General features: G+C 63.5%; 15 protein-coding genes and 2 pseudogenes. 5 read left to right on the forward strand and 12 right to left on the reverse strand.

Features of this window, described 5'->3' with window-relative positions; translation table 11 throughout:
• Positions 1–84 precede the first annotated feature (84 nt).
• The 5 genes from Q9R47_RS05700 to Q9R47_RS05720 all read left to right on the forward strand — a co-directional run bounded on the left by Q9R47_RS05700 (position 85) and on the right by Q9R47_RS05720 (position 7,414).
• Positions 85–2,445: an FdhF/YdeP family oxidoreductase gene (locus Q9R47_RS05700; RefSeq protein ID WP_311232243.1), complete on the forward strand. Its 2,361-nt coding sequence runs from the start codon at positions 85–87 to the stop codon at positions 2,443–2,445.
• A 367-nt stretch (positions 2,446–2,812) separates the two neighbouring features.
• Positions 2,813–3,685: a formate dehydrogenase accessory sulfurtransferase FdhD gene (gene fdhD / locus Q9R47_RS05705; RefSeq protein WP_404977107.1), complete on the forward strand. Its 873-nt coding sequence runs from the start codon at positions 2,813–2,815 to the stop codon at positions 3,683–3,685.
• Positions 3,686–3,834: 149 nt separating this feature from the next.
• On the forward strand, positions 3,835–4,233 hold the full coding sequence (locus Q9R47_RS05710) for a hypothetical protein (RefSeq protein WP_311232244.1): 399 nt from the start codon (positions 3,835–3,837) through the stop codon (positions 4,231–4,233).
• Positions 4,234–4,298: 65 nt separating this feature from the next.
• On the forward strand, positions 4,299–6,824 hold the full coding sequence (locus Q9R47_RS05715) for an FtsX-like permease family protein (protein WP_311232245.1): 2,526 nt from the start codon (positions 4,299–4,301) through the stop codon (positions 6,822–6,824).
• Between the two features lie 95 nt (positions 6,825–6,919).
• Positions 6,920–7,414 carry a group II truncated hemoglobin gene (locus Q9R47_RS05720; protein ID WP_311232246.1) on the forward strand — a complete coding sequence of 165 codons (495 nt, stop codon included), beginning with the start codon at positions 6,920–6,922 and terminating at the stop codon, positions 7,412–7,414.
• 92 nt (positions 7,415–7,506) lie between these two features.
• On the opposite strand, the gene Q9R47_RS05725 is transcribed toward Q9R47_RS05720, so the two are convergent.
• From Q9R47_RS05725 to Q9R47_RS05775, 12 genes and pseudogenes are all read right to left on the reverse strand, one after another.
• On the reverse strand, positions 7,507–7,815 hold the full coding sequence (locus Q9R47_RS05725; protein WP_311232247.1) for a hypothetical protein: 309 nt from the start codon (positions 7,813–7,815) through the stop codon (positions 7,507–7,509).
• Between the two features lie 167 nt (positions 7,816–7,982).
• Entirely contained in the window at positions 7,983–8,153 is a 171-nt protein-coding gene (locus Q9R47_RS05730; RefSeq protein ID WP_311232248.1) for an RHS repeat domain-containing protein, read from the reverse strand.
• Between the two features lie 162 nt (positions 8,154–8,315).
• Complete coding sequence (locus tag Q9R47_RS05735; RefSeq protein WP_311232249.1) at positions 8,316–8,900, reverse strand: hypothetical protein; 585 nt, start codon at positions 8,898–8,900, stop codon at positions 8,316–8,318.
• A gap of 296 nt (positions 8,901–9,196) precedes the next feature.
• Positions 9,197–9,382, reverse strand: a pseudogene (locus tag Q9R47_RS24285) (RHS repeat-associated core domain-containing protein); the annotation flags it as partial.
• Between the two features lie 147 nt (positions 9,383–9,529).
• On the reverse strand, positions 9,530–9,598 hold the full coding sequence (locus Q9R47_RS24290; RefSeq protein ID WP_404977108.1) for a hypothetical protein: 69 nt from the start codon (positions 9,596–9,598) through the stop codon (positions 9,530–9,532).
• Between the two features lie 193 nt (positions 9,599–9,791).
• A complete protein-coding gene (locus tag Q9R47_RS05745; protein WP_311232251.1) occupies positions 9,792–10,124 on the reverse strand; it encodes a hypothetical protein in 333 nt (110 codons plus the stop codon).
• On the reverse strand, positions 10,125–11,270 hold the full coding sequence (locus Q9R47_RS05750; RefSeq protein ID WP_311232252.1) for an RHS repeat-associated core domain-containing protein: 1,146 nt from the start codon (positions 11,268–11,270) through the stop codon (positions 10,125–10,127).
• Positions 11,271–11,375: 105 nt separating this feature from the next.
• On the reverse strand, positions 11,376–11,822 hold the full coding sequence (locus tag Q9R47_RS05755) for a hypothetical protein (protein ID WP_311232253.1): 447 nt from the start codon (positions 11,820–11,822) through the stop codon (positions 11,376–11,378).
• A gap of 30 nt (positions 11,823–11,852) precedes the next feature.
• Positions 11,853–12,666: pseudogene (locus tag Q9R47_RS05760) on the reverse strand (IS5 family transposase).
• A gap of 129 nt (positions 12,667–12,795) precedes the next feature.
• Entirely contained in the window at positions 12,796–13,230 is a 435-nt protein-coding gene (locus Q9R47_RS05765) for a hypothetical protein (RefSeq protein ID WP_311232254.1), read from the reverse strand.
• Positions 13,215–17,855, reverse strand: a complete 4,641-nt coding sequence (locus Q9R47_RS05770) for a DUF6531 domain-containing protein (protein ID WP_311232255.1) — start codon at positions 17,853–17,855, stop codon at positions 13,215–13,217. The genes Q9R47_RS05765 and Q9R47_RS05770 overlap by 16 nt, the downstream gene beginning before the upstream one ends.
• A gap of 43 nt (positions 17,856–17,898) precedes the next feature.
• Positions 17,899–19,002 carry a hypothetical protein gene (locus Q9R47_RS05775; RefSeq protein WP_311232256.1) on the reverse strand — a complete coding sequence of 368 codons (1,104 nt, stop codon included), beginning with the start codon at positions 19,000–19,002 and terminating at the stop codon, positions 17,899–17,901.
• Positions 19,003–19,004 lie beyond the last annotated feature (2 nt).

Genomic DNA, 19,004 nt, shown 5'->3' on the forward strand with positions numbered 1-19,004 from the left:
TAGCCTTCGGGCTGTGCGGCCCGGCGCTCCGCAAGGGTGGGCGCTTTTTCTCCATCCGCCATGTTTTCTTGAAGGGAGACCACGATGAGCGACCAGAAAATCGAGTTCTACAAAGGTCCTGCGGGAGGCTGGGGGGCGCTCAACAGCGTGAAGAACACCCTTCTGCGGCAGGACATCCCCGTCAAGGGCGCCAAGACGCTGCTTTCGGCCAACCAGCCCGACGGCTTCGACTGCCCCGGCTGCGCCTGGCCCGATCGCAACCACGCCTCCACGTTCGAGTTCTGCGAGAACGGTGCCAAGGCCGTGGCGGCCGAGGCCACGGCGCGGCGCGCGGGCCCCGAGCTGTTCGCGCGCCACACGGTGGCCGAACTGGCGGCGCAGAGCGATTTCTGGCTGGAAGACCAGGGCCGCCTGACGCACCCCATGGCGTATGACGCCGCCAGCGACCATTACGTGCCCATCGCCTGGGACGACGCTTTCGCCCTCATCGCCCGGCACCTGAACGCGCTGCCGGACCCCGACCAGGCCATCTTCTACACCTCGGGCCGCGCGAGCAACGAGGCCGCGTTCCTCTACCAGCTGTTCGTGCGCGAGTACGGCACCAACAATTTTCCCGACTGCTCCAACATGTGTCACGAGCCCAGCGGCAGCGCCATGCGCCCGCAGATCGGCGTGGGCAAGGGCACGGTCACGCTGCAGGACTTCGAAGAGGCCGACGCGATCTTCATCTTCGGCCAGAACCCCGGCACCAACCATCCGCGCATGCTCGGCGAGCTGCGCGCGGCCCACAAGCGCGGCGCGCAGATCGTGAGCTTCAACCCGCTGCGCGAGCGCGGCCTGGAGCGTTTCGCCGATCCGCAGAGCAAGATGGAGATGGCGACGCTCGGCTCCACGCCCATCAGCACGCACTACTTCCAGGTACGGGTCGGGGGCGACCTCGCCGTCGTCAAGGGCATGATGAAGCACCTGGCCGAGATCGAGGACCGCCAGGGCGGCGTGTTCGACCACGCCTTCATCCAGCAGCACACCACCGGCATCGAGGCGCTGCTGGCGGACCTGCGCGCGGAATCCTGGTCCGTCATCGAAGAGGAATCCGGGCTCGCCGAGGCGCAGATCCGCGCCGCCGCCGAGGTGTACCGCAATGCCCGCAGCGTGATCGCCTGCTGGGGCATGGGCATCACCCAGCACATGCACTCGGTGGCCACCATCCAGATGATCGTCAACTGGCTGCTGCTGCGCGGCAACATCGGCCGTCCGGGCGCGGGCCCGTGCCCGGTGCGCGGCCACAGCAACGTGCAGGGCGACCGCACCATGGGCATCTGGGAGAAGCCCCCGGCCGCCTTGCTGGACCGGCTCCAGGAGGTCTTCGGCTTCGAGCCGCCGCGCGAGCCCGGGGTGGACACGGTGGAGGCGATCCAGGCCATGCTGGACGGCAAGGGGCGCGTGTTCTTCGCGCTGGGCGGCAATTTCGCCGCGGCCACGCCCGACACCTACGAAACCTGGAAGGCGCTGCGGCGCTGCGACCTCACGGTGCATGTGACCACCAAGCTCAACCGCAGCCACATCGTGCATGGCCGCGAGGCGCTGATCCTGCCCTGCCTGGGCCGCACCGAGATCGACATGCAGGCCGCCGGTCCGCAGGGCGTGACGGTGGAGGACTCCATGAGCATGGTGCACATCTCGATGGGCATCAACCCGCCGGCCTCCGAGCACCTGCTCTCCGAGCCCGCCATCGTCGCCCGGCTGGCCGCGGCCACGCTCGGGGCGCGCAGCCGCGTGCCGTGGCTCTGGCTCATCGAGGACTACGCGCGCATCCGCGACAAGATCGAGGAAGTGTTCGCCGACTTCAAGGACTTCAACCAGCGCATCGCCGCGCCCGGAGGGTTCCGCCTGCGCAACACGGCCAGCGAGCGCATCTGGGCCACGGCCACGCGCAAGGCCGGCTTCGTGCCACACCCCGTGCCGCAGGACACGCCCGTGCACCAGGCGCGCGCCCGCCACCGCGACGCGATCGTGTTCACGCTGCTCACCACGCGCTCGCACGACCAGTACAACACCACCATCTACGGCCACGACGACCGCTACCGCGGCGTCTACGGGCAGCGCCGCGTCGTCTTCATCCATCCGGAAGACATCCGTGCGCTGGGCCTCAAGGACGGCGACCGGGTCGACATCCGGACCGTGTGGAGCGACGGCCAGGAGCGCCGCGCCGACCGTTTCAAGCTCGTGGGCTACGACATCCCGCGCGGCAACCTCGCGGCCTACTACCCCGAGACGAACCCGCTGGTGCCGCTCTCGTCCGTGGCGCTCAACGCCGGCACGCCCACGTCCAAGTCCATCCCCGTGGTGCTCGTGCCCAGCGCGGCCGGTGCCGGCACCGACGCCGCCGCCGCTTCGTCACGGCCCGACGCGGCCGCATCCGCCGTGCCCGTGGGCGCGATCTGAGCCTGCCTTGACCGTTCCGGACGACGACCTCACCGCCGCGCTGCTCGCGGCCCTCGCCGAACTCGATGCGTCCCAGGGCGTGTCGCTGCCGCGCCTCGCCAAGCACCTCGACCTGCCCGGCAGCGCCATCATGCGCCGCCTGACGCTGCTCGGTGATGCGGTGCTGGGCGGCCAGCCGGGGCCGGGGTGGGTGCGCGTGGTCCAGGAGGGCGACCGATGGCTGGCACGGCTCACCGATGCCGGGCGCGCCCAGGTGGCCGGGCGGCACGCCTGCGCATCCGCATCCGAATCCGCGTCCCCATGCGCCTTGCCGGGCCCGGCCGGTGCTTCCGGCGACCGGGGGCAGGGCGACGGCCTCGATGGCGGCATGGATCAGGGCGCGTCCTCGGCCCCCTCGCCGGAGCCGGTGGTGTCACGCAGGGTGCAGCGCCACGGCACGAACCCCGACGCGGAGCCGTCCCCCTGGAAGGACGATGCCGTGGCCTCGGAAGTGCCCGTCGCCCTGGTCTTCAACGGCCTCTCGCACGCCGTCATGATGGCCACGCCGGCCGACCTGGAAGCGTTCGCCCTCGGCTTCGCGCTCAGCGAGGGCCTGATCGACACGCCCGCCGACTGCCGCGGCATCGAGGTGTTCGCGCGCAACGCGCCGCAGGGCGGCGGCGGTGGTGGCGGCACGGCCTGCGAGGTGCACCTGGACATCGCGCCGCGCTGCTTCGCCCGCCTCAAGGAACGGCGCCGGGCGCTGGCAGGGCGCACGGGCTGCGGCCTGTGCGGCATCGACAGCCTGCAGGCACTCGACCTCGTGCCGGAACGGGTGACGCCGCGGCCCTGGGCCACCGACCTGCCGGCGGCCACGGTGCTGCGCCCGGTCTCCGCCATGCCGGCGCTGCAGGTGATGAACGCCGCCGCCGGGGCCCTGCACGCGGCCGCCTGGGCCACGCCGCAGGGCGAGCTCACCGACCTGCTCGAGGACGTGGGCCGCCACAACGCGCTCGACAAGCTCATCGGCCGCCTCGCGCTGCAGGGCCGCTCGGGTGCGGACGGGTTCGTCGTCATGTCCAGCCGTGCCAGCTACGAACTCGTGCGCAAATGCGCGCGCCTGGACATTCCCCTTCTGGCGACCGTCTCCGCGCCCACCTCCCTGGCCGTCGATCTGGCGGCCGAGGCGGGCATGGCGCTCTGGGGCCTGTGCCGGCCGCCGCGCGCCGTGCGCTACGCACCCCTGCCGGCCGACGGCTGATCCGCACGCGGGAATGCGGATTGCCGGGGAAGGAAAGGCGATCGGGCCGGTGCAGCGTGCTGCGGCATGCGCTTCCGGCCTTTCTTCACGCGGCAGCAGGCTGCCGCATTCCTCCGGCCTTTCGGCACTGTTTTCAAAAAGGGCACCCCATGGCTTCCGCTTCCTCCGGTCCTTCCGCTCCACCAGCCTCCACCGCCTCCCCCGCGTCGCCCCAGCCTCCAGGCGGCCAGCCGCGCGATCCGCTCTCCTTCGGCATTTCGGTCGCGGGCGAGGAAGACCCTGGCGCCGCCTTCGACAACGACGAACCCGGCACCGGAGCGCCCGCGCCGCGGCCGGGTGCCTCGGACCAGCCGGCGGGACAGGGCAGCGGCAGCGCGTCCCGCCCGGCCGCCCCTCCGCTGGCCCCAGGCGACGAGGCCGCACCCGGCACCCCGGGCACGGGAGAAAACCTCTGCCCCGCCTGCGGCGGCACCGGCCGCCTGGACGGCGCCCCCTGTGCCGAGTGCGCGGGCACCGGCCGCGTCACGGTCGGCATCGGCGGGGCCTGAGCCTTCGGCCCGCCGGGTGCCCCGGCGCCGCGGAGGGCTGCGCGGTTTGAGCTATCGTGCCGCCCATGATCCCGTCCTTCTTCCTGCTCGGCTGGCGCATGCTGCGGCGCGACCTGCGCGCGGGCGGCCTGCGCCTGCTCACCGTTGCCGTGGCGCTGGCCGTGGCGGCCCTCACGTCCGTGGGTTTTTTCTCCGACCGGCTGCAGGGCGGCCTGGAGCGCGATGCGCTGCAGCTGCTGGGCGGCGACGTGGTCATCGCGAGCGACCAGCCCACACCCCGCAACTTCATCGACGAGGCACGCTCGCTGGGCCTGAAAGGCGTGACCACGCTCAGCTTTCCCACCATGGGCCGCGCCACCGACGAGCAGGGCGGGGCGAGCCGCCTCGTCGCGCTCAAGAGCGTGGAGCCCGGCTACCCCCTGCGCGGCAGCCTGCAGACCGCCGATGCACCCGGCGCGCCCGGAGCCGTCACGCGCGACATCCCCGCGCCCGGCGAGGTCTGGGTGGACCCGGCCCTGCTCGAAGCCCTGGGCCTCAAAATCGGCGACCCGCTGCTGCTCGGCGACGGCCGCCTGCGCATCGCCCGCACCATCACCGTCGAGCCCGACCGCGGCGCCGGCTTCATGAGCTTCGCGCCCCGTGCCCTGCTCAACGCCGCCGACCTGCCCGCCACCGGTCTCGTGCAGCCCGCCAGCCGGCTCACCTACCGCTTCGCCGTGGCCGGCGACACACCCGCCGCCGTGCAGCAATACACCGCCTGGGCCACCCAGGCCGCGCAGGACCCGTCCCTGCACGGCGTGCGCGTGGAATCGCTCGACAGCGGCCGCCCGGAAATGCGCCAGACGCTCGACCGCGCCCGCAAATTCCTGAGCCTCGTGGCCCTGCTCGCCGCCTTGCTCTCCGCCGTGGCCGTGGCCCTGGCCGCGCGCGGCTTCGCCAGCGACCACCTGGATGCCGCCGCGCTGCTGCGCGTGCTCGGGCAGAGCCAGCGCGGCATCGCGGGCGGCTACGTGGTGGAGTTCGCGCTGGTGGGCCTGTTCGCGAGCGCCGTGGGCGTGGCGCTGGGCTATGCGGTGCACCACGTCTTCGTGCTGCTGCTCGCCGGTCTCGTCGAGGCCGCCTTGCCCGCGCCCAGTTTCTGGCCGGTGGCCTTCGGCTTCGGCATGGGGCTCACGCTGATGTTCGCCTTCGGCCTGCCGCCCGTGCTGCAGCTCGCCCGCGTGCCGCCGCTGCGCGTCATCCGGCGGGACCTGGGCGCGCTCAAGCCCGCGTCGCTCGCCGTGCTCGGCGTCGGCGTGGCCGGCTTCGCCGCGCTGCTGCTGGCCGTGAGCAGCGACCGCAAGCTCGGCCTCATCGCCGTGGGCGGCTTCGCGGGGGCCGTGGTGCTGTTCGCGCTGCTGGCCTGGGTGGCCGTCAAGCTGCTGCGCGCCAGCGTCAACGAGGCCACGGCCCCGCGCTGGCTGGTGCTCGCCACGCGCCAGATCGCCGCCCGGCCCATCTACGCTGTCGTGCAGGTCAGCAGCCTGGCCGTGGGCCTGCTGGCCCTGGTGCTGCTCGTGCTGCTGCGCACCGACCTCATCGACAGCTGGCAGCGCGCCACCCCGGCCGACGCGCCGGACCGGTTCGTCATCAACGTCATGCCCGACCAGGCCGATGCCTTCCAGGCCGCGCTGCGCGACGCGGGCGTGCAGCGCTACGACTGGTTCCCCATGATCCGCGGCCGCCTCGTCGCCATCAACGGCCGCGAAGTGGGCCCGCAGGACTACACCGACGACCGCGCCAAACGCCTCGTGGACCGCGAATTCAACCTCTCCAATGCGGCCAGGGCGCCGGACCACAACACCGTCGTGGCCGGCCGCTGGACGGACGGCGCCGACGGCGAGATCAGCGTGGAGGACGGCATCGCCGAAACCCTGGGCCTGAAGCTCGGCGACACCCTGCGCTTCGACATCGCCGGCGTGCCCAGCGAGGCGCGCGTCACCAGCCTGCGCAAGGTGGACTGGAGCTCCCTGCGCGCCAATTTCTTCGTCATGTACACCACCGACCGTATGCCGCCCGAGCTGCCCGTCACCTACCTGGCGGCCTACCGCGCGCCCGCCACGCCCGGCTTCGACAACCGCCTGGTGCAGGCCTTCCCCAACATCACCAACGTGGACATGGGCGCCACCCTGGCCCAGGTGCAGCGCGTGCTCGGGCAGGTGGTGCGGGCCGTGGAATTCCTGTTCGGCTTCACGCTCGCCGCCGGCCTCGTCGTGCTGTTCGCGGCCGTCACCGCCACCCGCGAAGAGCGCGCCCGCGAATTCGCCATCATGCGCGCCGTCGGCGCCCGCGCCAGCCTGCTGCGCCAGGTGCAGCGCGCCGAACTCGCCGGCATCGGCCTGCTCGCCGGCTTCCTGGCCAGCGCCGTCGCCGTCGCCGTGGGCTGGGCCCTGGCCCGCTACGTGTTCGACTTCCAATGGACCGCCTCCCCCTGGGTGCCCCTGGCCGGCGCCCTGGCCGGTGCGCTGCTCGCCCTGGCCGCCGGGTGGTGGGGGCTGCGCGAAGTGCTGCGGCGGCCGGTGGTGGAGACGCTGCGGCGGGCGGCGGAGTGAGTGATTGAGTGAGAAGAAGGAGGGCAGGGCACGGATCGACCGGATGAGGGCCCGGGACCTGCGGAGGCTTCGGCGAGGCGTGCCATAGTCCGCGGATGACGACGATCGACCCTTCTTCTTCCCAAGACCCGGCCTCCGTTTCCACCTCCGCTCCTACTCCGGCCCCGTCCCCGGCAGCCTCTGTCGAGGCAGCAGAGCAGCCATCTCCTGCCGCCACGCCCTTCGACTGGATCGGCGGCGAACCCGCCGTGCGCACCCTCGTGGACCGCTTCTACGACCTGATGGACCTGGAGCCCGCCTACCGCGAACTGCGCGCTGCCCACGGCACCACCCTGGCCGATGCGCGCGACAAGCTCTTCTGGTTCCTCTGCGGCTGGCTCGGCGGCCCGGACCACTACATCGAACGCTTCGGCCACCCGCGCCTGCGCATGCGGCACATGCCGTTTTCCATCGGCATCAAGGAGCGCGACCAGTGGGTGGCGTGCATGGACCAGGCAATGGGAGAGACCGGCGTTCCCGAGGCGCTGCGGGTGAGATTGCGAGAGAGTTTTATGGGGACGGCGGATTGGATGAGGAATCGGGGTGGGTGAGACGATTACGGGTGCTGGGGGCAGCCTGTTCTACTTTATGGCTTGTGCTCATTAAGCTATATCGTGGTATTCGTCTGGGGCGAAAATTTGAGTTATCTTTCCGATGGATCTTGCATCGCTTCTCTTGCTGCATCGCAAAATTTATCGAACAGACGCATCGTTTTACCCTTCTCTTCATCATTCATCCAATCTATGGATGAGTAGAACGCTGTCGATAGATCGAAAAGAATTGCTGCCAGATTTTTGGGAATGGTTGACTCTTTTCTGAGTGCATGACCTATTTGGTGCAGATCATTGATAAGACCAAGAAATTCTTCTTCTTGAATCAACTCATTGGAGTGTATTCGATAGACGTGGGAGATGCTGATGCAATCCTCTATAAATTTTTCGATAATATTCATGGGTTTTGAGGGTTCTGAACGTAAGTGCTCTAAGCCAGTGCATAGCTTGGAATTCTCACTTTATGGGTAAGCATATGAAGGAAATGCCATCTTTTTGCTTCACATGCCAAAGAATTGATCCCCTGGTCCAGCAATTAGGTGATCTGGTCAACCTGACTAGTACCTTATCATCGTTTTGCCGTAATCGATGCAGGTCGCGTGCCGGCGGCATCCAGGTGCAGCGTCAGGTTGCCGCGGCGGTCGAACACGGCACGCGTCTCTCGGCCCACGGCATCCACGGCCGCCTCGGGGTGGCCATTGGCGTCGAAGGGTGTGCGGCTCACGTGCGCAAGAGGCATTCGCGTAGTGTTTACCTATGTGCACATCACCACTCTGGGGAAACACATAGCGAAGTCAATTACCTGAGATTCAAGTGTTGCACTTCGGGATTGAGGCTGACTATATTGTTCATGAGTAGGACTAATTGGAATAGGGGTAGCCTATTTCCTCAAGATCTTCTATTAGTTTTTTTTGTCTAATTCGACTCCAAGTTTAGATAATGAGGATAGATCAAGTGGTTGGAAATTAAAGACTAGACTGACTAGTCCAGCGTTTACTTCTTTTTCGTAGTACTTCTCCGCCCAATTTTTGTAAAAATCAGGTCCTTTTTTTAGCCAGTTCAGCAAATAGCTTCTGCCATCTATGTCTGGGGATGAGTTTGGGTTTGCCGATTTCCATTTTTCAATTTTTTCGTCAAACCAAGTTATGAAAGAGGCTTCCTCTATTGAAAATGCAGGCTCTGTGATGAATTCTGAAAATCTTTCGGGTACTTGATTTTTTTTGGATGCTGCCAAATCAAGTAAAACCGATGAGTTGCTTTTGGAGTAGCATCCTTTTATAGCGCACCCATAAGATGAAAAAATTGCAAAGTAATCACTGCCTTCCCCATCTCTCATGGATCCCATCTCTTCATCTTCAGCCCATTTTGAGTTGTGACTAAAATACCTCAACTCCCATTCTTGGCAAAATATGGCGTCGAGAGCAGCAAGAGACTTTGAAATCTTTAACAGCGTCGCCGGAACTGGGAGGGTTTCTGCGTCGTTCATTTATTGCAATAGGTCCGAAAAGAATCTTCCGATTCGTTTAGTAGCTTGAAATTGGGTTTTTCCTTGTCGGAATAAAGACGGTTGCAACTTCATCCTTAAGATATTTCTTCTCAGCTCTGGTCAGATCTGAAACATCTCATCTTGATCCGTGGCTCTGAGCCCCGTCTTTGTTGATGACTACTTCTTTTTTTCTGGTTGGGCACTGACAATGTGCATGGTACTGCTGGTTTGTATTTCCACGTGAGGGGGTCAATGCGTATTTGGCCTTGCCCAACGCTCTCCCACCTTCCTAATTTTGCGAGGCCCCACGGGTCAATCCATGAGAAAGGATTAGGAGCATAGACGAATAAGTTTGTTCCCCCCATCAACTTTATAGGATCTTCGCTAATGAATCGTCCTACAACAGGGTCATAGTATATAGGGCGGTTATAATGCAACCCGGTTTCTTCGTCGAATTGCTGCCCCTGAAGTCTCAGGGGTTGCTATAAGAGTGGCGAAACAACCCTCTCTTCAATCGACTTATCGAATTCACATCCAATTGCTTTAAGTCCGTGTTCCATAAGTTGCTGATTAGACATGCCTTTCGTACCCATCGCCGATCTTGGCACGGCGCTCAGTATTGCCTCTCCTCACACTTTGCAATCAACTGCCCAGGCAATCTGCCCTTGACCATCAGTTAGCTCCAGCGGCGCTCCGATCTGGTCGCGGTGGTACCAGTGTGTTGTTCCTCTGCCTTACCTTGGACGGTGGCAAGGGATACGAAACTATCCGGCTCGTAGATTTACAGGTTGGCTTTGCTCCTACGCTGGCTGTGCATCATGAGACCTTCATCCCACGAGAAGCAGCCCGGTGCCAAAAGCACCGGCCTTGACCGCTAGCTAACTGAGCTTTTTATTTATTATTCGCTTCTCGCACCTTTTGCAAAGCCTTTTCTAAAACGACCATGTCACTTTGTTTCATGGGTCGACCATTGAAACGCTTCAGCCATTTAGCCATTCCAGCTTTAATTACTTTTAGTCCTTCTTCCGTGAGGTCGCTAGCGCGGATTTCAAAATCCTCTCCAATTTCGCTCTCGTTTGATGCGAGGTGACGTGTTGTTAAACTGTTCTTCTGAAGAAAATTTATGAGTGCAAAAAAATAATCGGCAATTTCTTTGTGTGAGTTTCTAATGGCACCCTCTTGTTTTGTGTGCCATGAAACTTTAGTGATTGTGAAATCTTTCAATTATTTTCTCCGAATTATCTTTGTGGGTTTATCTTTGACGTCTAGTAGCTCGTTGGTTTTTCGATCTCTAATATAATGCCCGCCATTTTCTCTTATGCGATTCTCTTTGTCTGTTTGCTCTCGCTTATCAGCTGTCAAGCTAGTAGTTTCGCAGCAGCATATTACTGTTCCATTAATGTTGTCAATCACAACGTGATCGATTCTTCGGCCTGTCCCTGTAAGTGGGTCGATTGCACGTTTTCCGTCTTTTGTTCTTAAGTAAACCTCATTTTGAACCCTGGCTCCAGAATGTTGATTGGTTAGATCAACTGTACTCTCTTGCTCTCGCCTTGATCCCTCAATTTTTTGGGGAATACATGCAAGCCCCAAGGGATCGGCCCAGTAAATAGGGTTTGGTCCAAATAATAGGGTGTTAACTCCTCCAGCTAATCCAATAGGATCTTGACCTACGAACCGACCAACACTTGGATCGTAGTACCGAAACCGGTTGTAGTGCAGCCCCGTCTCTTCGTCGAACTGCTGCCCTTGAAACCGGAATGGCTGCTCGATCAGCCGAGGCGCAGCCGAACGCATCGGAGGCATGGCATCTGGTCCATGCCCATGCCGTCGCGGCTTTGCCATTCCGTCAGTGCCTGTTGCCTGGCTCGGCAACGCCCGCAGCGTGGCCTCACCCCACACCTTGTAATCCGCAGCCCAGGCAATGTGCCCCCGGGCATCGGTCAGTTCCAGCGGAGCGCCGATCTGGTCGCACTGGTACCAGTAGATGCGACTATCCCCTGGCTGCTGCATGCCCTGCACGGTGGCCAAAGGCACGAAGCTGCCCGGCTCGTAGACGAACAGGCTGGCTTTGCCCCCGCGCTGGCTGTGCACCATGAGGTCGCCGTCCCACAGGTAGCGCGTGGTGCCGAAGACATCGGCCTTGGCCACTCGCCGTCCGAGCGCATCGTAGGCATAGCGCGTGGCCTGGGTGACGCCGTTACGGTGGGAGGTGGCCTCCACCAACTGGTGGTCGGCATTCCAGCGCAGCTCGGCGGTTTCGTGGTGGCCGGCGCGGCGGTTGCCGCGCGTGCGGCGCACGACATTGCCATGCACGTCGTACTCGAAGTGCAGGTCTTGGTAGAAGCGTAGGCGGTTGTCGCCGACCACACCGAGGCCCTGGAGCGTGGCTTGCCCTGGCTGCTAGCGCTGCATTTGAGCCTCAGCGGCATCCAGCAGGTTGCCCTGGCCCTTACTGCTACCTCATGCTTCAGATCACCGATGGAGCGGTGCAGAGTCGTCTTTGATCAGCATGTTAAATAATTTGATTTTTGAAAATACTACTTCTCCTTCGTGATATTTTTCAATTATCCAGTTTTCTCCGATGATCCAGAAATCCCAATCTTCAATTGTTATTTCAATGGAGAAATCTTTTATAAAATCTATATTGCAACTTATATCGGCAATATTGGCATTTGTCCAAATAATAGCTGCGGCTTTGTCAGAAATTTTTGTCGAAACAATTTCTTTTATAATTTTTGCCGCATGCAGGTCGTCTGTGAATTTATGTGTTTCTTTTTTATTTTCCGGCAAGTTAAGCCTGCCCCATGATGTTATAGGTATCTTGCGATTGTTTAGTTCTTTTTCTATATCCAAATCAGTCAATTTTAAATTGTATTTTTCTCGATTGATTTTTTTTATGAATTCAGGCAGTGTTTTCATGAATTTTCTTAAGAAGACTCTTAGGGCGTGTTATGAACTTCCCCCTGCAGCCAGCACCCGTGCGGCAGCGGGCAACATGAGCACCGCAAACACCAGGAAGTGCAGTCCGCTGAGCACTTCGGGCAGGCGCTCGTAGTCCCGAGAGAGCCTGCGGAATCTCGCCAGCCAGCCGAAGCTTCTCTCCACTACCCAGCGACGGGGCAGCAGCACGAAGCCCTTCTTCGCCTCAGGCAGCTTCACGATCTGCAGGTCGATGCCGTTGCTCTGCGCTGCCTTGGATGCCGTTTCACCCGTGTAGCCTTGGTCTGCCCAGGCCAGTTGTACCGTTTGGCCCGTGGCCTGCTGTACGTCTTCGCACAGGCGCTGCACCTGCGCACGTTCCTGTTCGTCTGCCGGCGTGACATGCACTGCCAGCAAGTGGCCCAGCGTGTCCACGGCCATGTGCACCTTGCTGCCGCGCTTGCGTTTGTAGCCGTCGTAGCCGGCGCGTGGACCACTCTCGCAACTCGATTGCAGCGTGCGCCCATCCATCACCACTGCGCTGGGCTGGCCCTGGCGCCCCTGTGCTACGCGGATGATGGAGCGCAGGTCCGAGACCATTGCCTCGAAGCAGCCCGAATCCAGCCAGCGCCGGCTTTGCTGGTAAATCGCCTCCCACGGCGGCAGGTCATTGGGGAGCATCCGCCAGGGTGCTCCCGCACGTACCAGCACAACGCAGGGCGTTGAAGACTTCGCGCAGATCATGCTCGCGCTGAGGCGCTTGCGGGTCCATCAAGGTCAAGTACGGCGCAGCGAAGCTCCATTCTTCATCGCTGACGTCCGTCGGGTAAGGCTTGCGGGGCATCTGCAAACTCTACCCTTGGCTTCACCCTCTCGAAGCAAAGTTCATAACACGCTCTAAGGTTCAGATGTTGCACTTCAGGTCTAAGACCGCCAGATGGTTTCGTTTGCTGATACCAGAGAAACCCATAAATCATTTTGGACTGATGCTGCAAGATGATACCCAAAGCCCTTCTTCCTTGTCCAGTCCGCTTTCAATATTATTATTTAGATACTCAATAATTATTTTTTTTAAGCTGACATTATTAATTTTTGTTTTGAATGATTTTGTAAGATCGTTGGATGAGATGATGCTAAGCCTAAGCTCATTTGCTAGAGAGTCTAGCCAGAAATAAATGGTTGAATTTTCCTTAATCTTTTCGGCAGCTATTTTTTTGATGGTTTCAAGGAAGTTTTCGAAATCAGCATATTCAATATTTAATCTATATTCATCCTCAATGCTGATGGAGTATAAGTTATCCCTGGCCTGATTTTTCGATTCAATTAATGATAGAGGAATATAATCGCATTTGAAATCTTTGGCAATTTTTCTGAGTGTTGGCGGCAATGGTGTTAAACGTTTTTGCATTTCATCTTACTCGTGTCAATGGTTTTTCCTGCTTCACCTTTATGCTTGCTCATGATGTCCCCATACTCATCCAGATCTGCTTCCCAACTCATGTTTTTTTCTGTGCCTTTAAAAACTTTCCAGGCGCTTCCGCCGTGGCCAGTTTGATCCTCCGAATACCAGCGCCCATCTTTTGGGTCTCTCATAATTTTCACTCGTCCTACCCCAGGAACGTGACCTTCACAAACTCTGTCAACTCTTTCAATTTTCCATTTCTCGCAATCGCAGTAGCGTAGCGCTTGATTGGGTTTTTCAGATCTTTTTCTAGAATTTAATCCCAATGGATCGAGCCAGCCAAGTGCATTGGCTCCATATAAAAATAAATTCGAACCGCCCTTCAAGCCGATTGGATCTTCACAGATAAATCTGCCTACAGCTGAATCATAATATCTAAATCTGTTGTAATGTAGTCCAGTTTCCGCATCGAACTGCTGCCCCTGCAACCGGAAAGGTTGTTCGAGGATCGGCGGCGATAGTGTCCGGCCTACCGGTTCTCCGCTAAGCCTCTGTATGCCATCGTCCGGTCCATGCCCCCAACGTCGTTCACTAAACAACCCGTCGGTTCCAGTAGCCGTCGACGGCACGGCTCTCAGCGTGGCTTCGCCCCAGACTTTGTAATCGACCGCCCAGGCGATCTGCCCTTGGGCATCAGTCAACTCCAGCGGCGCCCCGATCTGATCGCAGTGGTACCAATAGATGTGTTGTTTCTCTGCCGTACCCTGGACGGTAGCCAGCGGCACGAAGCTGTCCGGCTCGTAAATGAACAGCGCCTCTCGTCCCCCGCGCTGGCTGTGCACCATCAGGTCGCCATCCCAAAGATAGTGCGTGGTGCCGAACCGGTCGCTCTTGGCCACGCGCCGGCCGAGCGCATCGTAGGCGTAGCGCGTAGCCTGCGTCACGCCGTGTCGGGTGGTGGTGGATTCGACCAACTGGTGGTCGGCGTTCCAGCGCAGCTCGATGGTTTCGTGGTGACCTGCCTTGCGGTTGCCGCGCGTGCGCTTCGTCACGTTGCCATGGATGTCGTACTCGAAGTGCAGATCCTGGTAGAAGCGCAGGCGGTTGTCGCCGACCACGCCGAGGCCTTGGGGCGTGGCCTGCCCTGGCTGGTGGCGCTGCATCTGCGCATCGCTGGCGTCCAGCAGGTTGCCAGCAGGATCGAACGCGAACAACTCCCTGGCGAGTGAGCTGCCCTGCGCAGGGAGCGCGGCGAGTATGCGTCCCGTGGGGTCGTAGCGGAAGTCCTGCCGGCCGCGCAAGGTGTCGGCACGCGTGACGAGTTGGCCCGTGGCGTCGTAGGCATAGGCACGCTCGAGCAGCGTGCCCGAGGCCGCAGGTGCGGCGGAACCCGCTGGCGGCACGTTGTCGTTACCGTTTCCGCGCAGGCTGGCGCGGTGACGTACGAGGCGGCCCGCCGGGTCCCAGCCGTAGTGACTGGTGGCGGCACCCTGGCTGCGCTCCGTCTCGCGGTGCAGGGCGTCGCGTTCGATGTCGGTGATGACTTCAGCAGTCCCACCAGCTTCCGCTGGAGCGATGTTGATCTGGTGCAGGTGCCCAGAGCCGTAGAGCAGCCAGTTCAGCGTGCGCCCATCGGGCAGGGTGGTGCTGATGCGGTTGCCCAATGGGTCGTAGGCGTGGGCTAACATGCGCACCAGATCGTTGGAAGCCGGATGGCCGGGGCGGGAATGGCCTGCGCTCGTTCCGCCTTGCCCGATCAGCGTCTGCATCTCCGACAGCAACTGCCCCACCGGGTCATAGGCAAAAGCGAGGTGCGCCGCTCCGTTGTTCGCCTGAGTCAGGCGGCCCAGCGCGTCATAGCGATAGCTGGATTCCTCCACGGTGCCATGCCCGTGCGATCGCTTGGTCAGCAACCTGCCGAGCGCATCACGCTCCAGGTGCGTGACCTTGCCAGGGCCGGCATCGCTGCCTCCGGTCTCGATGACGTGGGTCAGCTCGCCCGCGGCGTTGTACACGTAGCGCTGCCAGCGGCCGTCGAAGCCGATCTCGTCGGTGAGGTGGTCGGCCGCGTCGTAGAAGAAACGCGTGTGCGCGCCGTTCTCGTTGGTGAGGGCGACGAGCCGTTCGCCCAGGTCATAGTGGTAGCGCAGCACGCCGCCGCGCGCGTCGGTGCGCTCGGCGGGCTGGCCCGAGCCGTGGTAGCGGTAGCGCGTGGTGCCGCCGAGCGGGTCGGTGTAGGCGAGCAACTGGCCTTCGCCGCCCCATTCGTAGCGGTGGGTGGCGCCCGTGGGTTCGGTCACTTCGCGCAGGCGGCCCTGCGCGTCGTGCCGGTAGCGGGTGGTGTGGCCCAGGGCATCGACGCTCGTGGCCAGGTGGCCCAGGGCGTCGTAGGCATAGCGGCTGGCGCGGCCCGAGCAATCCGTGTAGGCGACGAGCTGTGCGGAGGCGTCCCACTGCAGCCGGCGGGTGCGGCCGGCGGCATCGGTGAGGGCGATCGGCAGGCCCCGGGCGTTGTATTCGGTGGTGGTGCTGCGGCCCAGGGGATCGGTGGATCGGATGCGGTTGCCGCGCGCATCGTATTCATGCGTCCACGTGTGGCCCAGGGCATCGGTGACGCGCACGGGGCGGTCCCGGGCGCCGCCCTCGGTGCCGTAGTCGATGCGGGTCGCGGGGCCGGCGGCATCCAGGTGCAGCGTGAGGTTGCCGCGGCGGTCGAACACGGTGCGTGTCTCTCGGCCCAGGGCGTCCACGGCCGCTTCGGGGTGGCCGTTGGCGTCGAAGGGCGTGCGGCTCACGTGGCCCAGGGCATCGCGCACGGCCACGATGTCGCGGCGCTCGTCGAAGGCGAAACCCAGGGTGCGGCCGAGCGCATCGTGCATCCAGGTGCGGTGCCGCTCGTAGGTGAACTGGTGGGCCGCGCCGCTGTCGAGGTTGCGCGACACGGTGACGCGGCCCTGCGGGCTCAGCGTGTCGTATTCGTTGTGGTGGCTCGCACCGTCCGCCAGGGTGTAGCCGACGAGCAGGTGCCTGCTCCATTCGAAGCGCCGCATGCCACCAGCGGCATTGGTGTGGGCCACGAGGTTGGGTGGAGCCAGTTCGCCGCGCGGATCCTGTGCGTCGGGGGCATAGTGGTAGCGCGCCAGCAGCGTTTCCTCGCCGCCGGCATGCAGGGCGTGGACGGCCTCCAGCTGGCCCTGCGGGCTCCAGTCGAGGCGGAACCAGCGGCCCGCGCTGTCAGCGATGCGCCCGGGGCGGGGCGGCGTGGCGAAAGGGCGGAAGCCCGGGCCGTAGGCGCTCTGATCGAAGTGCAGCTGGATGCGATTGCCGTTGCGGTCGCTGAGGGCCCCCAAGGGAAGGCGCCACTGGCCCGCCGCCTGGCGCGTGAAATGGTGGATCTGCCCATCGGTATGAACGAGTTCCCACGCATCGGGCGCAGTGCGGCGCACCGTGAAGCGCTCGTAGGCCTCGAAATGCTCCTCGCCTTCCTCCAGGCCGGGCAAGCGGACGGCGCGGCCCTGGCCATCGTGGTAGAGCAACTGGTCCGCCTGCAGCCACAGTTCGGTGGCAAGGGGATGGCTCCAGCCCTGGCCGAACCAGCCGTCGGTGCGCGCATCCCCGCTGCGGTAGTGGCGCAGCCATCCCATGGGGATCGGCCCGCCGAGCGAGAAATCCGTCTGCGTGAGGGTCTTCTCGCCCGTGGCGAGGACCACGGGGCGCTTGCTCGCACAGGGGCACTGCGTCGGATTGCTTTCTCCCTTCTTCGACGTCTGGACGTTGGTGCTGTCGTTCTCGCGCTTCTTCGCCGGCCGGGATTTCTTGGTGATGATGGAGATGCCCACGCCCACGGTGCTGCGCGCGAGGATGCCCGCGGCGCGTTTGGCCATGTCGCGCTTTTCCTGCTGGGACAGGTCGGGCCGTGTGAGATCGGCGATGAGGCCGCCCAGTTCCTCCTGGAGGGCGGCGGCGGTCTGCACCCCGGCTTCCACGCGCTGGCCCACGCGCACGCCGGTGGCGGCCCCGGTCATGATCGCGCCCGCGCCGGAGCCCCCGGCCGTCACCGGGGCGGCTGCCGTGAGGGCGGCGGTGGCGAGCGCCATGCCGCCATCGGCCGCCAGCCCGCCGAGTGTTTCCCAGGTGAACAGGTCCTTGAGGCTGGCCAGCACCTCGTCGCCGAACTCGCTGGCGATCTCCGATGCCAAGTCGCCGTCCAGCTCCTTGGCGATGTCCCAGGTGTTGGACATCGCGGTTCTCACGGCGCCGAAGCTGGCCCAGATCGACGTGGTGCCCACCTCCGTTTCGTGCCGCACCGTTTTGTGGCCTTCGATCCAGACCTGCTTGCCCCAGTTGCCCGTGAAGGTGGCCGGCCCGTCGCGCACCAGGGTGACGACGCCCCCCTTGGACACCTGGGGCGCATGCCATCCGTTCATCAGCGCACTCTCGGCCGTGGCCACGTCGGTGCCCGAGTGGAAGGTGGAGCCCGCGGGGTTGTCGATCGAACCGCTGTCGTTGCGGTAGGGCGCCACGCCCGGAAGGTCCTTCTTGCGGAGGAAGACGAAATCGTCCGGCTTGAACACCCTGCCCGCCGCGGCTTGCGACACGACCTCCTTGCCGTCTATGTAAGTCTTCCCCACGTCAACTTTCCTCTCTGCCTTGTCTGTCGTTTTTTTCGATGGTTCATGCCGCCGCGCATTCGATGGCGCCTGCACTGCAGGGCCCGGCGATGTCCTGCGTGCTGCACAGGGCCTGCCCGACATCCATCAGCCCGTGCCGGTGCAGGCCTGCGGCCAGGGCCCACTGCACGGCGCCCCAGGCGGCGCCCAGCTGTCCCAGCAATTCGGCGGGCTGGAGGGGGCCGGCGCGCCAGCCGTGCCCGCTGTCGGATGCGGACAGGCGGCCCAGCGCCGCGGCCATGTCTTCCTGCCGCCACGGGCTGCCGTCGCTGTCGCTGATGTGCTGCCGGACGTCGTGCAGGGGCAGGCCTGCGGCCTGAAGCGCTGCCTGCACGGCCTGCTCCAGGGCGCGCCCATCGCCCGCCCGCTGGCTGGGCCAGCGCGGAGAGGCCTCCGGCGCATCGGCGACCGCCGGTGTGTGCAACACCGTGCCGCCGGCGCGCTTGCGCTCAGCAGCGGCGACAGGTTGCAGCAGGAGCGCTGCCGCGGCCTCCCCGGGTACCCAGCCGCTGCTGTTGTTCCTGGCGTAGATGCGTTCCGCGCGCCAGTCGCGCAGCAGCACGTCCTGGTCGCACAGGGAGTCCGCCGCCAGCAGGACGACCTGTGCGGGAGGGCTGTCGTGCCGGAGCGCCAGGAAGGCATGGGCCAGCGCCCGGTGGCAGGTTTCGGCGCCGCCCGCGAATGCCCGGGTTCCGTGCACCGGCAGCCCCGCCTGGCGGCAGGCGTGGCCCAGGTCCTGGCCGAATGCCTGGAGGGCCGGGTCGTCCCTGGACAGGTCGCGCGAGGTAGCCGCGGTGGTGGTGGACGCCCACGCGGGCAGCGCCAGCAGATAGAGGGTGGGTACCTGCGGCAGCGCATGCAGGTGCGCCATCATCGGGCGCCAGGCGGCCCGGATGAGCGCGTTCAGGCGGTCGCGCCCGCGGGTGGGGCCGGCCACGTCGTCGGCAGGCGCCGTCAGCAACTTGACGCCGTCCACCTCGCGGTAGCGGAACTGCTTGCGCTGTGCGGAGAACGCCACGACGCTGGTCAGCCAGTCGTCGCCCAGGCTGGTGGACAGGGTGGCGTGCTCGATGCGGAGCGCTTGTGCGGGATGGGGCGGTGGAGCCATGG

Origin of the sequence: Acidovorax sp. PRC11 (genome assembly GCF_031844105.1) — a bacterium.
Lineage (GTDB): Bacteria > Pseudomonadota > Gammaproteobacteria > Burkholderiales > Burkholderiaceae_C > Paracidovorax.